We start from the raw sequence: 14,607 nt of genomic DNA, 5'->3' as shown, positions 1-14,607 counted from the left end.
GAAGTTCTCGCTCGCGATCATCTCCAGGGTGGACTGCTGGCGGTTCAGCTCGGCGTCGACCGCGGCGGCGACCTCCGGGTCGAGCTCATGCAGGGACGTGTTCAGGACGGACATACGTCTACGACTCCTCAGCCGGCGGAAAAGGCGGTGTACTCGTCGGCGGAGAGCAGGTCGGCCGGCTCGTCCGCGATGCGTACCTTGAACAGCCAGCCGCCCTCGAAGGGGGCGGAGTTCACCAGCGACGGGTCGTTGACGACGTCCTCGTTGACCTCGGTGACCTCACCGGAGACGGGGGAGTACAGGTCGCTGACCGACTTGGTCGACTCCAGCTCGCCGCAGGTCTCGCCCGCGGCCACCGTGTCACCGACCTCCGGGAGCTGCACGAAGACGACATCGCCGAGCGCGTTGGCCGCGTGCTCCGTGATGCCGACCGTCGAGACGCCGTCCTCGGCGCCCGACAGCCACTCGTGCTCCTTGCTGTAGCGCAGCTGCTGGGGGTTGCTCATGGCCTGAATTCTCCTGTACGCGGGGGAGTGCTGATGAATGCGGGACTGCTGGGAACGTGCGTGAGCAGCGGAAATGTGCGCAGGGTCACGCGCGGACGCGCGCCCTGGCGTCCAGTGTCTACTTCTGCCGCTTGTAGAAGGGGAGAGCCACGACCTCGTACGGCTCGTGGGTGCCCCGGATGTCCACCCCGACGCCGGAGGTGCCGGGAGAGGCGTGCGCGGCGTCGACGTACGCCATCGCGATCGGCTTGCCCAGGGTGGGCGAGGGGGCGCCGGAGGTGACCTCGCCGATCACCTGTCCGTCGGCGACCACGGTGTACCCGGCGCGCGGGACGCGGCGGCCCTCGGCGATCAGGCCGACGAGGACGCGGGGCGGGTTCTCGGCGGACCGGGCGGCGGCCTCCTGAAGCGCCTCGCGCCCCACGAAGTCGCCCTCCTTCTCGAACTTCACCACCCGGCCGAGCCCGGCGTCGAAGGGGGTGAGCGAGGTGTTCAGCTCATGCCCGTACAGCGGCATGCCCGCCTCCAGGCGCAGGGTGTCCCGGCAGGACAGGCCGCAGGGGACCAGACCGACGCCCTCGCCCGCCTTGGTCAGCGCCTGCCACAGCTCGACCGCGTGCTCCGGCTTCACGAACAGCTCGAAGCCGTCCTCGCCGGTGTAGCCGGTGCGGGCGATCAGGGCCGGGACGCCGGCGACCGTGCCGGGCAGGCCGGCGTAGTACTTCAGCCCGTCGAGGTCGGCGTCGGTGAGGGACGCGAGGATGCCGGGGGACTCGGGGCCCTGGACGGCGAGCAGCGCGTACGCGTCCCGGTCGTCGCGCACCTCGGCGTCGAAGCCGGCGGAGCGCTCGACGAGCGCGTCGAGGACGACCTGGGCGTTGGAGGCGTTGGCGACGACCATGTACTCGGTGTCTTCGAGCCGGTAGACGATCAGGTCGTCGAGGATGCCGCCGTCCGCACGGCAGATCATGGTGTAGCGGGCGCGGCCGACGCCGACGGAGGCGATGTTGCCGACGAGCGCGAAGTTCAGCAGCTGGGCGGCCGCAGGCCCGGTCACCGTGATCTCGCCCATGTGGGAGAGGTCGAAGAGCCCGGCCCTCGTCCGCACGGCGATGTGCTCGTCGCGCTCGGAGCCGTAGCGCAGGGGCATGTCCCAGCCGGCGAAGTCGGTCATCGTCGCGCCGAGCGCACGATGCAGGGCGTCGAGCGCGGTCAGGCGGGGTTCATTGCTCATCGGACGGTTGTCTCCCAAGGCATGACGGGCGAGGTCGTTCCTCCCCATCTGTCATCGGAACCTGAGAGGTTCGCCATGACCGCAGGGGACATGACTTGCACCTTGGGTGGAGCCACCGGAGGGCGGCTCGCTTTTCAGATGTGCCTCGCCCGCGCGGTAACGGGGCCTGAGAGATTCAAGGGAGGGACTTGCTCCTTCGGCGCCCCAACCAGTGGTGGGGACTCTCCCGCGCGGATTCAAACGGCCGGTATGCAGTTGGCGCGGACATCATTGCACGCATCGGGCACGGGCGGCAGGGCCGCACCGGCCGCGCCCCTCGCCGCCCCCTTTGTGACTGGCTTGTGGCAGGACGATCACCAAAACAAGAGAGACACCCCATTACCTTCTCTTTACGCTCGGTGGGGAGGGGAACCCCCCTGACCCCGGAGGAGGACGATCACGGTGAACAGGCCCACTGCGTACGCCACCACCTCGGCCGTCGCGCTGCCCGCACAGCCGACCGCTCCGGCCCAGGAGGCATGCGCACCGCGGCCGGTCGTGCGTGACCTGCGCGACCGGTCCGGCCACACCCCGCACGCCCTGCTCTTCGCGCCGGCCGACCTGGTCGTGATCACCGGCCTGCCCGGCAGCGGCAAGTCGACCCTGATGCGACGCGCCGTCAAGGGCACCCGGATCGACTCCCAGGACACCCGCGACCGCTGGGACGCCCGCGCGCCCCGCCTTCTGCCGTACGCGCTCTACCGTCCCCTGGTCCGCTTCGCCCACTACGTCGGCCTGCGCCGGGCCCTGCGCTCCGGTGAGGGGGTCGTGGTGCACGACTGCGGCACCCAGACCTGGGTGCGCGGCTGGCTGGCCCGCGCGGCCCGGCGCCGCGGTGGCACGCTGCACCTGCTGCTGCTCGACGTCACCCCGGACACCGCGCTCCAGGGCCAGCGCGAGCGCGGCCGGGGCGTCTCGCGCTACGCCTTCCTCCGCCACCGCACGGCGGCGGCCCGCCTGATCCGTTCCGTGGAGAAGGGCGAACTGCCCCAGGGAGTGGGCTCGGCGATCCTCCTGGACCGGCAGGCGGCGGACGCCCTGCGCCGGATCGGCTTCACGGGCTGACCCCCGAAGGCGTGCCACCCGTTAGCCTTTCAGCCACATCAGCGGTACTCGGCAGGCGGACGGACAGATGGACTTCCCGGCACAGGACTTCCCGGCACAGGCACACCCCCATCCGCACGGCGGCGGATGGCCCGGCAACGAGCTGGAGGAGGTGCTCTCGGCCTCTCTGGGCGTGCCCGGGGCCGGCGGCCGGATCATCGAGGTCCTCGGCCGCAGCTTCGTCTGGATCCCCCTGCCGAACGGCGGCGGCGCCCACACCGGCCCCCTCGATCTGCCCACCCTCCAGATCGAGGGCCAGGCCTACGTCCCGGTCTTCAGTTCGGAGGAACAGTTCCGTCAGGTCGCCGGGGCGCACATGTCGTACACCGTCGCCCCTGCGGTGGAGTTCGCGCGCGGCCTGCCGCCGCAGCTCGGCCTGGCCCTCAATCCGGACGGCGTGGTCGGCGTCCCCCTGCCGCCGTCCGCCGTGGCGGACCTGTGCCGGACGGGCCGCACCCCGCTGGACGGCCCGGGCAGCGGCGGCCGCGTCAAGCTCTACGAGCCCGACTGGCAGGACGACCCGGTGGACTTCCTCGCCGCCGCCTCCGCCGAGTTCGCCGCGACGGGAGTCGTCCGCACGGCCCGCCGCTGCCTGGCCGCCATCGAGACGGCAGACCCCGTGATGTTCGTGGGCGTGGAACTCTCCCCATGGGAGGGCGACTTGCGTACCCTCCCGATGGACGCCCTGGGCCGGGCACTGGGCCAGGCCCCGGTGGCCTGGCCGGTCAACCTGGTCCTGCTGGACGTGGCGGACGACCCGGTGGGGCACTGGATGCGGGAGCGGGTCCGCCCCTTCTACCAGGCGTAGGGATTGCCGACCGCACCCGCGGACCACCGCAAGCCTTGAGCCCGAACCGCTTAAGCTGTTTCCGACTACGAAACTTTCCCGAAGGGGCGGTAGAAGGTGAGTGCCAGCGGCACAGCGACCGGCACGGTCGAGCACATGCTGCGCCAGGTGACGCCAGGGCGCTACGACGCCTACGAGGCACTCCTCCGCGCCCTCGCCACCCCCTCCTCCGGCCAGATCTGGATGCTCCTCTGGCACGGCCAGGCGGGCTCCCCGGACGCCCAGTACGGAAACATGGAGGTCGACGGCCACGGCTACGCGCCCTGCGTCACCTCCGCCCAGGAACTGAGCGCGAGCGGCTGGAACCGCTCGTACGAGGTCGTCGACGGAGTCGACGTGGCGCGCACCCTCTACCCGGACCAGTTCGGTCTCTGGCTGAACCCGCACGCCCCCGGCGGCGGCGTCGGCATCCCCTGGCTCGACCTGCGCCGGATCGCGACCGGCCTGGAGCGCCAGCCCGCGGGCCCCCTCCGGCTGTCGGAACCCGGCATCGAGATCCCGCAGTTCTACGCCCTGATCGCGCAGAACGCCCACCGCACCCCGGCCGTCCGCTCGCTGCGCCGCGCCTGGGTGCAGCCGGCGCTCGGGGCGCCGTACCTCGCCATCGGGCTCGACGTCTACGACACCAGCCCGCCCGCCGTCGACTCGGTGCGCGCGATGATGCAGCAGTCCATCGGCGCGGTCCCGGACGGGCTGCCGGTGTCGACGGTCGCCATGTCCGACGAGTACGACCCGGTCGCGATGTGGATGCGGGCCGGTGCCCGTCCCTTCTACGACCGCGAGGCGCACGCGGCTCCGGCGCAGGCGCCGGCGGCCGGGTACGGCTACCCTCCGGCGCCCGGCGGCTACTGAGCCGAACCGGCCACAGGCTCTCGTGTTACGGGAGTGTGTCTGCGCGCGTAGATGAGGGCAGAAGGCCCCGTGAGGCCCGTATTGCCCCAACTGGCCTGCGTCCGGCGGCCGTTACCTGCTGTCCGGATAACGGAACCCTGCAGCCCGCATCACGTTTATGCATCCTTTCCTCGCCAAGTCTGGCAACAGATCGCCAAAGCGTTGAAGACTCCCGCACCAGGGGTGGGTTCGCCCCTGTGTACGACGGACTGATCACGCCGCTACAGCGGCAAGTGCGGGCCGGCTACCGCCGGTTGAGAGGGGTCCCTGCCAGATGACGGCACCATTGCACGAGCCGACCGCGGAAGCGGCCCCGAGCGCGGCCGAAGAAGCGGCGGTCAACGCCGGCGCCAAGGCCGTACAGGGGCGTTCCCTGGGCCGGATCGCCTGGGAGCGTTTGAAGCGGGACAAACTCGCCCTCGCGGGCGGCGTCGTCGTGCTCTTCCTCATCGCGGTCGCACTGCTCGCGCCCGTGATCACCAGCCTCTACGGCCAGGACCCGAACACGTACCACGACAAGGACCTGATCGACCCGCTGTTCGGCACCCCCAAGGGGTCCTTCGGCGGCATGAGCGGCGACCACTGGCTGGGCGTCGAGCCGGTCAACGGCCGTGACATCTTCGCCCGCATCGTCTACGGCGCCCGGATCTCGCTGCTCGTCGGCTTCCTGTCCGCGATCGTCGCCGTGATCATCGGTACCGTCCTGGGCGTCCTCGCCGGCTTCTTCGGCGGTTGGATCGACTCCGCCATCAGCCGGGTCATGGACGGTCTGCTGGCCTTCCCGCAGCTGCTGTTCATCATCGCCCTGGTCTCCGTCATGCCGAACGAGATGCTCGGACTGTCCGGCACGGGCGTGCGCCTGTTCGTGATGATCCTGGTCATCGGGTTCTTCGGCTGGCCCTACATCGGACGCGTGGTGCGCGGCCAGACGCTCTCGCTGCGCGAGCGTGAATACGTCGAAGCGGCCCGTTCGCTCGGCGCCGGGCGGTTCTACATCCTGTTCAAGGAACTGCTGCCCAACCTCGTCGCGCCGATCATCGTGTACACGACGATGATGATCCCCACCAACATCCTCACCGAGGCGGCGCTCAGCTTCCTGGGCGTGGGCGTCAAGCCGCCCACGGCCTCCTGGGGGCAGATGCTCTCGAACGCGATCGACTACTACAAGTCGGACCCCACCTACATGGTGGTCCCGGGTGTAGCGATCTTCATCACGGTTCTTGCCTTCAATCTCTTCGGCGACGGCGTGCGGGACGCGCTGGACCCGAAGGGATCCCGCTGAACTGCCGTACACAAAGCGTCCCGTGGCACCAACACGGGGTCTCTCATCAAATCCGGAGGATCCGAGATCGTGACTACCCAACGCACCTCAGGGCGGCGGAAGCAGGCATTCGCCGCTGCCGCCGCGGTCGCCGCGCTGCTGACGACTGCGGCGTGCGGCGGCGGCGATGACGACGGCGGCAACGGCAAGGGCTCCTCGACGGGCGCGGCCGGCTTCAACGCCGCGAACAACAAGGTCGCCCAGGCCTCGCTCGCCAAGAAGGGCGGCGAGCTGAAGTTCGCCGGCGCCCAGGATGCCGACTCGTGGGACACCACGCGTGGTTACTACGGCTTCATGTGGAACTTCGCGCGCTACTACAGCCGCCAGCTGGTCACGAGCGCCACGGAGCCCGGGGCCAAGGGCGCGGCGCTCACCCCGGACCTCGCCACCGGTCTCGCCAAGGTCACCGACGACGGCAAGACCTACACGTACACCCTGCGTGACGGCATCACGTGGGAGGACGGCAAGGAGATCACCTCCAAGGACGTCAAGTACGGCATCGAGCGCGTCTGGGCGCAGGACGTGCTGTCCGGCGGCCCGGTCTACCTGAAGGACGTCCTCGACCCCAAGGGCGAGTACAAGGGTCCGTACAAGGACACCTCGGCCGACAAGCTCGGTCTGAAGGCGATCGACACTCCGGACGACAAGACGATCGTCTTCCACCTCCCGGAGGCCAACGCCGACTTCGAGGAGATCCTCGCCCTGGTCTCGGCCTCCCCGGTCCGCCAGGACATGGACACCAAGTCCAAGTACGGCCTGAAGCCGTTCTCCTCCGGCCCGTACAAGTTCCAGTCGTACAGCCCGGGCAAGGACCTGGTCCTGGTCCGCAACGACAAGTGGAGCCAGGCCTCGGACCCGATCCGCAAGGCGTACCCGGACAAGATCTCGGTCAAGTTCTTCTCGAACGCCAACGACCTGGACGCCCGTCTGCTCGCCGGTGACTACGACCTGGACATCAACCAGACCGGTCTGTCGCCGCAGGGCCGCACCACCGCCCTCCAGTCGCACAAGGCCAACCTGGACAACCCGGTCTCCGGCTACATCCGTTACGCGACCTTCCCGCAGAGCGTGAAGCCGTTCGACAACGAGCACTGCCGCAAGGCCGTGATCTACGGTGCCGACCACGTCTCGCTGCAGACCGCGCGCGGTGGCCCGGTCGCCGGTGGTGACATCGGCACGAACATGCTGCCCCCGACCGTCCCCGGTTCCGAGGGCCAGTCGTACGACCCCTACGAGCTCAACGGCGCCAACAAGGACGGCAACGTCGCCAAGGCCAAGGAAGAGCTGAAGGCCTGCGGTCAGCCGAACGGCTTCAAGACCACCATCGCCGTCCGTAACAACAAGCCGGTCGAGGTGGCCACGGCGGAGTCCCTCCAGGCCTCGCTGAAGAAGATCGGCATCACCGCCGACATCGACCAGTACGACGGTTCGCAGACCTCCGGCATCATCGGCAGCCCCTCGAACGTGAAGAAGAAGGGCTACGGCATCATCATCATGGGCTGGGGCGCCGACTTCGGTTCGGTCCAGGGCTTCGGTCTGCCGCTGTGGGACGGCAAGTACATCCTGGAGAGCGGTAACAACAACTTCGCTCTGATCGACGACAAGAAGATCAACGGTCTGTTCGACACCTACGTGAAGACGCAGGACGACGCGGCCAAGCTGTCGATCGCCAAGGACATCAACCACGCGGTGATGGACGGCGGCTACTACCTGCCGTTCGTCTTCGAGAAGTTCGTCAACTGGCGCGGTGACCGACTCGCGAACGTGTACACGTCGGACGCCTACAGCGGCATGTACGACTTCGTCAACCTCGGTCTGAAGTCCTCGAAGTAATCCCGGCACACCCGCCGAACGGCACGAAAGGCAGGTGAAGGCCGGCGACGCGGGAGCGCGGGCCACCGGATGATCTCCGGTGGCCCGCGACCCGCGGCGGGCCGAGAGCTGTGCTCGCTTACCTCATCAGGCGGCTGTTCGCCGCCGCAGTGATGCTCGTGGTCATCATCATGGTGGTCTTCGGCATCTTCTTCCTCGTCCCCAAGTGGGCGGGCGTCGACGTCGCCTTGAGCTTCGTGGGCAAGCAGGCCGACCCCGCCGCCGTCGAGGGCGTGCGGGAGAAGCTCGGACTGAGCGACCCGATCTACGCTCAGGTCTGGGAGTTCTTCAAGGGCCTCTTCGCCGGCCGCACCTATGTGGGCGGCGGCGACTCCGTGCACTGTGCCGCGCCGTGCTTCGGCTACTCCTTCCGTACCGAGCAGGCCATCTGGCCGGTGATCACGGACCGCTTCCCGGTGACCCTGGGTCTGGCGCTCGGTGCCGCCGTGCTGTGGCTGATCTTCGGTATCGCCGCCGGTGTGCTCTCCGCCCTCAAGCGGGGCAGCCTGTGGGACCGCGGTGCGATGCTCGTCGCGCTGTCGGGTGTCTCCCTGCCGATCTACTTCACCGGTCTGCTGAGCGTCGCGATCTTCGATATCGGGTTGGGCTGGGTCGACTCGGAGTACGTCCCGCTGACGGACAGCTTCGGCGGCTACTTCGCCTCCATGCTGCTGCCCTGGGCCACCCTCGCGTTCCTCTACGCCGCGATGTACGCCCGGATCACCCGCGCCACCATGCTGGAGATCCTCGGCGAGGACTACATCCGCACCGCGCGTGCGAAGGGCCTCAAGGAGCAGGTCGTCATTCGCAAGCACGCCATGCGGTCGACGCTCACGCCCATCCTGACCATGCTCGGCATGGACCTCGGCGCCCTCATCGGCGGCGCGATCCTGACCGAGACCACGTTCAGCCTGCCGGGCCTCGGCCAAGCGGTGCTCAACGGCATCAAGACCCAGGACCTGCCCATCATTCTGGGCGTCACCCTGATCACTTCTCTCGCGGTGCTGATCGCCAACCTCGCGGTGGACATCCTCTACGCCGTGATCGACCCCCGAGTGAGGCTCGCATGACCGAACTCAGCAAGAGCGGAGCGGCCGTGGGCGAGCCCACCCCCGCCTCGCCCGCGCCGACCGCCTTCCTCGAAGTGCGCGACCTCAAGGTGCACTTCCCGACCGACGACGGTCTGGTCAAGTCCGTCGACGGGCTCTCCTTCAAGCTGGAGAAGGGCAAGACCCTCGGCATCGTGGGCGAGTCCGGCTCCGGCAAGTCGGTGACCTCGCTCGGCATCATGGGCCTGCACACCGCCGGTCAGTACGGCAAGCGCAAGGCGCAGATCTCCGGCGAGATCTGGCTGGACGGCACCGAACTGCTCACCGCCGACCCGGACCATGTGCGCAAGCTGCGTGGCCGCGAGATGGCGATGATCTTCCAGGACCCGCTGTCGGCGCTGCACCCGTACTACACGATCGGCCAGCAGATCGTGGAGGCGTACCGTATCCACCACAAGGTGGACAAGAAGACCGCCAAGCGCCGTGCGGTGGAGATGCTCGACCGCGTCGGCATCCCGCAGCCGGACAAGCGGGTGGACAACTACCCGCACGAGTTCTCCGGCGGTATGCGTCAGCGCGCGATGATCGCGATGTCGCTGGTCAACAACCCCGAACTGCTCATCGCGGACGAGCCGACGACCGCCCTGGACGTGACCGTCCAGGCGCAGATCCTCGACCTGATCCGGGATCTGCAGAAGGAGTTCGGCTCCGCGGTCATCATCATCACCCACGACCTGGGCGTCGTCGCCGAGCTCGCCGACGACATCCTGGTGATGTACGGCGGGCGCTGCGTCGAGCGCGGTCCGGCCGAGAAGGTGTTCTACGAGCCCCGCCACCCCTACACCTGGGGTCTGCTCGGTTCGATGCCGCGCCTCGACCGTGACCAGCAGGAGCGCCTGATCCCGGTGAAGGGCTCCCCGCCCTCGCTGATCAACATCCCGTCCGGCTGCGCCTTCAACCCGCGCTGCCCGTACGCGGACATCCCGAAGGACAACGTCACCCGCACGGTCCGCCCGGAGCTCGCCGAGGTCGGCAGCCAGCACTGGGCCGCCTGCCACATGACGCAGGAGCAGCGGGAGCGGATCTGGACCGAAGAGATTGCGCCGAAGCTGTGAGCGAGGACAAAGTGAGCATCCCTGCGCAGAGCGACGGCACGCTGGTCACCAAGGCCGACGCCGCCCCCGGCGAGACCCTGCTGAAGGTGACCGGGCTCCAGAAGCACTTCCCGATCAAGAAGGGCCTGCTCCAGCGGCAGGTCGGCGCGGTCCGCGCGGTCGACGGCATCGACTTCGAGGTCAAGTCCGGCGAGACCCTCGGTGTCGTGGGCGAGTCCGGCTGCGGCAAGTCGACGATGGGCCGGCTGATCACCCGGCTGCTCGAACCGACGGCCGGCAAGGTCGAGTTCGAGGGCCAGGACATCACGCACCTCGGTGTCGGCGGCATGCGTCCGCTCCGCCGTGACGTGCAGATGATCTTCCAGGACCCGTACTCGTCGCTGAACCCGCGCCACACCATCGGCACGATCGTCGGCGCCCCCTTCAAGCTCCAGGGCGTGACCCCCGAGGGCGGCATCAAGGCGGAGGTCCAGCGGCTGCTTTCGGTCGTGGGCCTCAACCCCGAGCACTACAACCGCTATCCGCACGAGTTCTCCGGCGGTCAGCGTCAGCGCATCGGCATCGCCCGCGCACTGGCCCTGAACCCGAAGCTGGTCGTGGCCGACGAGCCGGTCTCCGCGCTCGACGTGTCCATCCAGGCCCAGGTCGTGAACCTGCTCGACGACCTTCAGCAGGAGCTCGGCCTGACGTACGTGATCATCGCGCACGACCTCTCGGTCGTCCGGCACGTCTCGGACCGGATCGCGGTGATGTACCTCGGCAAGATCGTCGAGCTGGCGGACCGCGAGTCGCTGTACAAGGCGCCGATGCACCCCTACACCAAGGCGCTCATGTCGGCGGTGCCGATCCCGGACCCGCGGCGCAAGAACGCCAAGTCCGAGCGCATCCTGCTCAAGGGCGACGTGCCCTCGCCGATCTCCCCGCCGAGCGGCTGCCGCTTCCACACCCGGTGCTGGAAGGCGACGCAGATCTGCACGACGACCGAGCCGAAGCTGGTGGAACTGAAGCCGGGCCAGCAGGTGGCATGCCACCACCCGGAGAACTTCGAGGACCAGGCTCCCCAGGACACGGTCCTGCTGACGGTCGCCAAGGAAGCGGCGGAGCTGGTGGCGGACGAGGTCCTGGCGGAGAGCGCGGAGACGTCGGCGGCGGTGGCGGCGGAGGTCGAGTCGTCCGCCCCGGATTCCACCCCCGAACCGGAATCCGACGGTCAGGAGTCAACCGACAAGTAACGCATGACAAGTTGGCAAAGTCATGCACATGCCCGTCCGGGAGAGTCCATTCTCGTCCGTGTCCGACTTATCGGCACACGCTCGAAAGGGACGACACATGAGACTCTCCCGTTCGGCACAATTAGGGGCCATCGCCACGGCGGTGGCCTCTTTCTGCGTCATCGCAGCCGCCCCGGCCCCGTCACCCGGAGCCCCCGGCCTCGGCGACACCTACTTCCCCCTCCTCGGCAACGGCGGCTTCGACGCCCGCCACTACGACCTCGACGTGGCGTACAACCCGGACACCGACCGCCTCGACGGCCGTACGACCCTCACCGCCCGCGCCACCCAGAACCTCTCCTCCTTCGACCTGGACCTCCAGCAGCTCGAAGTCACCGGAGTCGAAGTGAACGGCAGACGCGCCCAGTTCACCCGCGACGGCGACGAACTGCGCGTCACCCCGCGAGGCGCGCTCCCCAAGGGCCGTGACTTCACGGTCCGGGTGACCTACGGCGGCGTACCCGAACCGCTCGGCGGGCCGATCGTGTTCGGCTCCGACTACGGGTGGATGAAGACCGCCGACGGTGTCTTCGTCGCCTGTGAACCCAACGCCGCCTCCACCTGGTTCCCGTCCAGCGACCACCCCGACGACAAGGCGACGTACGACATCCGGATCAAGGCGCCCAAGGGCCTGACCGGTGTCTCCAACGGCCGACTCGTGTCGACGTACGACAAGGGCGACTCGACGTACACCCACTGGCGCGAGAGCAAGCCGATGGCCACCTATCTCGCGACCGCGACGATCGGCAGGTTCGACGTCCGGACCGGCACCACCCCCGCCGGCACCCCGATCTATGTCGCGATCGACCCCGTCCTCGCCAACAGCAACAACGTCGACGTGTACGCGGTCACGGCCGCCGCCACCGACTACTGGTCCGAGGTCTTCGGGCCGTACCCCTTCGAGGAGACCGGCGCGATCGTCGACGACATGCCCGAGGCGGGGTTCTCGCTGGAGGTGCAGTCGAAACCGGTCTACTCGGCCGTGCGCAGCGAGACGACGATCGTGCACGAGCTGGCCCACCAGTGGTTCGGCGACTCGGTGTCGGTGGAGCGCTGGAAGGACATCTGGCTCAACGAGGGCTTCGCCACGTACGCGCAGTGGCTGTGGGCCGAGCACCAGGGCACCCGCAGCGCCCATGACTCGTTCCTGGCCGGGTACAACGCCCGCCCGGCCGACGCCCCCTTCTGGCAGGTCACCGTCGGCGACCCGCAGCGTGACACCATGTTCGCCTCCGCGGTCTACCAGCGCGGCGCGATGACGCTCCAGGTACTGCGCGAGCGCATCGGCGACGCGGCCTTCTTCAAGCTGCTGCCGGCCTGGACGAAGATCCACCGCTACGGCAACGCGAACACGGCGGACTTCATCCGGCTCGCGGAGAAGGTCTCGGGGCAGCAGCTGGACGACCTGTTCCAGACCTGGCTGTTCACAACAGGGAAACCGGCCCTCTGAGCCTTGCATTGCAAGGGTGACCCCCACGTTCAGGTAAGAATGTGGGGTGCTTGAGCAACTGTTCAGTCCCTCCGTCCAGCACACGCTCGACGTGATCGGCATCTTCGTCTTCGCCATCTCGGGCGCGCTGCTGGCCGTGCGCAAGAACTTCGACGTCTTCGGCATCGCCGTCCTCGCCGAGGTCACCGCGCTGGGCGGCGGGCTGTTCCGGGACCTGATCATCGGTGCCGTACCGCCCGCCGCCTTCACGGACCTGGGGTACTTCATCACCCCGCTGTTCGCCGCGCTCCTGGTCTTCTTCCTGCATCCGCAGGTGGAGCGCATCCAGCTCGGGGTGAACGTCTTCGACGCGGCGGGCCTCGGCCTGTTCTGCGTGACCGGGACGACGAAAGCGTACGACTACGGGCTCGGCCTCACCCAGTCCGCCACCCTCGGTCTCGCCACCGCGGTCGGCGGGGGTGTGCTGCGGGACGTGCTCGCCAACGAGGTGCCGTCGCTGCTGCGCTGGGACCGCGACCTGTACGCGGTCCCGGCGATCGTCGGTGCCGCCATGGTCGTGCTCTGCATCCGTTACGACGTCCTGAACCCGTTCACCAGCTCCCTCGCGGTCGTCACGGCCTTCGTGCTGCGGCTGCTGGCGATGCGGTACCACTGGCGAGCACCGCGGGCCTGGAACCGGCGCTCGACCGTGAGCGAGGAGTAGTCCCGCCGGCCCGGCCGTGCAGCAGTCCCATCTCCTCGGTCAGCCAGCGGAACGCCGGGACCACCTGGGGCCGCCACAGCGCCATGTTGTGGCCGCCCGCGCTCCTCGGGACGTAGACGACGTGCACGGTCGTCGGTGCTTTCGCGATCTGTTCGAGGCCGGCGGCCGCCTCGTAGCCGTCGCCCGGCTGGCCGGACTGGTAGAGCGCGACCGCGGGCGGGGTGCGGGCGTCGCGCAGCAGGACGTAGGGGTTGTTGGCGCGGCGCAGGGCGGGTGTCTCGGCGGCCAGCGAGGTGCGTTCGCCGATGGGGTCGTTGTAGCCGGACATGCTGATCGCGGCCCGGTAGCGGTCGGGGTGGGCGACGGCGAGCTTGGTCGCGCAGTGCCCGCCCGCGGAGTACCCGGCGGCGGCCCAGCCGGCGGGGCCGGCCTGGGCGCGGAAGTTGTCCGTGACCATCTTCGGCACGTCGACACTGAGCCAGCTGTCGGCGTTCACCGTGCCCGTGATGTTGGCGCACCCGGTGTCGACCCCGGCCAGCAGGTTCATGCGCGGGGCGACCAGGATGAACGGCGCCACCCGGCCGTCGCGCATCAGGGGTCGCAGCTGGTTCACCGCGTGCAGCGAACCGAACCAGGCCTTGGCCGAGCCCGGGTAGCCCGACAGCAGCTCCACCACGGGGAACTTGTGGTGCCGGTAGGCGGCCTGGTGGTACTGCGGGGGCAGCCAGACGTAGACCTCGGCGTTCACGCCCGACACCCGGCCCTTGAGCTGGGTGACCCGGACGCCGCCCAGACCGGGCCCCGAGGCGGTGGTGAAGCGCTGCTGGACCCTGGGCAATCGTTTCAGCGCGATACCGCCGGTGCCGTCGGCGCCCAGGTTCGCGGCCTGCTGGACATGGTCGCCGGTGCCGATGAGGTCGGCCCAGTTGTCGTACAGGTTGTTCTCGTTGTTGACCAGCACGAAGACGAGCGCGACCGCGGTGCCCTGAGCGAACAGCACCATCAGCAGCCGGCCCAGGGCGCGCAGTGGCTTCGGCCCGCGCAGTCGCGACCACAGCGCGAGCGGGAGCAGGACGGCGACGACGGACAGCACGATCAGCGTGTAGAGGAACGCGGTCCCGGTGAGGCTCATGTCCCTAGAGAGGGGGCGGCGGGGCTCCGGGTTGAGGGACGACTACGGACACTTACCAGGAAATTGCCCGGTT

At 68.9% G+C, this 14,607-nt stretch carries 13 protein-coding genes and 1 riboswitch; of the genes, 10 read left to right on the top strand and 3 right to left on the bottom strand.

What is annotated here, in order from left to right; genetic code table 11:
* Positions 1-128: 128 nt before the first annotated feature.
* Both gcvH and gcvT read right to left on the bottom strand, forming a co-directional pair.
* Positions 129-506, bottom strand: a complete 378-nt coding sequence (gcvH, locus tag ACIHIX_RS45435; RefSeq protein WP_399966549.1) for a glycine cleavage system protein GcvH — start codon at positions 504-506, stop codon at positions 129-131.
* 118 nt (positions 507-624) lie between these two features.
* A complete protein-coding gene (gcvT, locus tag ACIHIX_RS45430) occupies positions 625-1,740 on the bottom strand; it encodes a glycine cleavage system aminomethyltransferase GcvT (protein ID WP_399966548.1) in 1,116 nt (371 codons plus the stop codon).
* A 144-nt stretch (positions 1,741-1,884) separates the two neighbouring features.
* Positions 1,885-1,979, bottom strand: a riboswitch (glycine riboswitch).
* Positions 1,980-2,181: 202 nt separating this feature from the next.
* On the opposite strand from gcvT, the gene ACIHIX_RS45425 reads away from it, so the two are divergent.
* From ACIHIX_RS45425 to ACIHIX_RS45380, 10 genes are all read left to right on the top strand, one after another.
* Positions 2,182-2,844 carry an AAA family ATPase gene (locus ACIHIX_RS45425; protein ID WP_399966547.1) on the top strand — a complete coding sequence of 221 codons (663 nt, stop codon included), beginning with the start codon at positions 2,182-2,184 and terminating at the stop codon, positions 2,842-2,844.
* Between the two features lie 67 nt (positions 2,845-2,911).
* The gene (locus tag ACIHIX_RS45420) at positions 2,912-3,691 is read left to right on the top strand and encodes an enhanced serine sensitivity protein SseB (RefSeq protein WP_399966546.1); all 780 of its coding nucleotides are present in this window, start codon (positions 2,912-2,914) and stop codon (positions 3,689-3,691) included.
* A 96-nt stretch (positions 3,692-3,787) separates the two neighbouring features.
* Positions 3,788-4,582: an enhanced serine sensitivity protein SseB C-terminal domain-containing protein gene (locus ACIHIX_RS45415; protein WP_399966545.1), complete on the top strand. Its 795-nt coding sequence runs from the start codon at positions 3,788-3,790 to the stop codon at positions 4,580-4,582.
* A 313-nt stretch (positions 4,583-4,895) separates the two neighbouring features.
* The gene (locus ACIHIX_RS45410) at positions 4,896-5,903 is read left to right on the top strand and encodes an ABC transporter permease (protein ID WP_399966544.1); all 1,008 of its coding nucleotides are present in this window, start codon (positions 4,896-4,898) and stop codon (positions 5,901-5,903) included.
* Positions 5,904-5,972: 69 nt separating this feature from the next.
* A complete protein-coding gene (locus tag ACIHIX_RS45405; RefSeq protein ID WP_399966543.1) occupies positions 5,973-7,775 on the top strand; it encodes an ABC transporter substrate-binding protein in 1,803 nt (600 codons plus the stop codon).
* 110 nt (positions 7,776-7,885) lie between these two features.
* Entirely contained in the window at positions 7,886-8,884 is a 999-nt protein-coding gene (locus tag ACIHIX_RS45400) for an ABC transporter permease (RefSeq protein ID WP_399966542.1), read from the top strand.
* On the top strand, positions 8,881-9,978 hold the full coding sequence (locus ACIHIX_RS45395) for an ABC transporter ATP-binding protein (RefSeq protein ID WP_399966541.1): 1,098 nt from the start codon (positions 8,881-8,883) through the stop codon (positions 9,976-9,978). Before ACIHIX_RS45400 ends, ACIHIX_RS45395 begins: the two co-directional genes overlap by 4 nt.
* Before the next feature lie 11 nt (positions 9,979-9,989).
* Positions 9,990-11,210 (top strand): ABC transporter ATP-binding protein, encoded by a 1,221-nt coding sequence (locus tag ACIHIX_RS45390; RefSeq protein ID WP_399966540.1) that lies wholly within the window; start codon positions 9,990-9,992, stop codon positions 11,208-11,210.
* Between the two features lie 97 nt (positions 11,211-11,307).
* Positions 11,308-12,699 (top strand): M1 family metallopeptidase, encoded by a 1,392-nt coding sequence (locus tag ACIHIX_RS45385; RefSeq protein ID WP_399966539.1) that lies wholly within the window; start codon positions 11,308-11,310, stop codon positions 12,697-12,699.
* A 46-nt stretch (positions 12,700-12,745) separates the two neighbouring features.
* Positions 12,746-13,402 carry a trimeric intracellular cation channel family protein gene (locus tag ACIHIX_RS45380; protein WP_399966538.1) on the top strand — a complete coding sequence of 219 codons (657 nt, stop codon included), beginning with the start codon at positions 12,746-12,748 and terminating at the stop codon, positions 13,400-13,402.
* Here the strand turns inward: ACIHIX_RS45380 and ACIHIX_RS45375 are convergent.
* Positions 13,311-14,534 (bottom strand): alpha/beta hydrolase, encoded by a 1,224-nt coding sequence (locus ACIHIX_RS45375; RefSeq protein WP_399966537.1) that lies wholly within the window; start codon positions 14,532-14,534, stop codon positions 13,311-13,313. The two genes, ACIHIX_RS45380 and ACIHIX_RS45375, sit on opposite strands and share 92 nt — an antisense overlap.
* Between the last annotated feature and the right edge of the window lie 73 nt (positions 14,535-14,607).

Origin of the sequence: Streptomyces sp. NPDC051913 (assembly GCF_044593635.1) — a bacterium.
Lineage (GTDB): Bacteria > Actinomycetota > Actinomycetes > Streptomycetales > Streptomycetaceae > Streptomyces.
This window is presented reverse-complemented; position numbering and strand designations above follow the sequence as displayed.

What these genes read in the sequence shown, in the direction of transcription:
- ACIHIX_RS45410 (WP_399966544.1), top strand. Translation starts at nt 4,896, where the DNA reads ATGACGGCACCATTGCACGAGCCGACCGCGGAAGCGGCCCCGAGCGCG.
- ACIHIX_RS45395 (WP_399966541.1), top strand. Translation starts at nt 8,881, where the DNA reads ATGACCGAACTCAGCAAGAGCGGAGCGGCCGTGGGCGAGCCCACCCCC.
- ACIHIX_RS45375 (WP_399966537.1), bottom strand. Translation starts at nt 14,534, where the DNA reads ATGAGCCTCACCGGGACCGCGTTCCTCTACACGCTGATCGTGCTGTCC.
- gcvH (WP_399966549.1), bottom strand. Translation starts at nt 506, where the DNA reads ATGAGCAACCCCCAGCAGCTGCGCTACAGCAAGGAGCACGAGTGGCTG.
- ACIHIX_RS45420 (WP_399966546.1), top strand. Translation starts at nt 2,912, where the DNA reads ATGGACTTCCCGGCACAGGACTTCCCGGCACAGGCACACCCCCATCCG.
- ACIHIX_RS45385 (WP_399966539.1), top strand. Translation starts at nt 11,308, where the DNA reads ATGAGACTCTCCCGTTCGGCACAATTAGGGGCCATCGCCACGGCGGTG.
- gcvT (WP_399966548.1), bottom strand. Translation starts at nt 1,740, where the DNA reads ATGAGCAATGAACCCCGCCTGACCGCGCTCGACGCCCTGCATCGTGCG.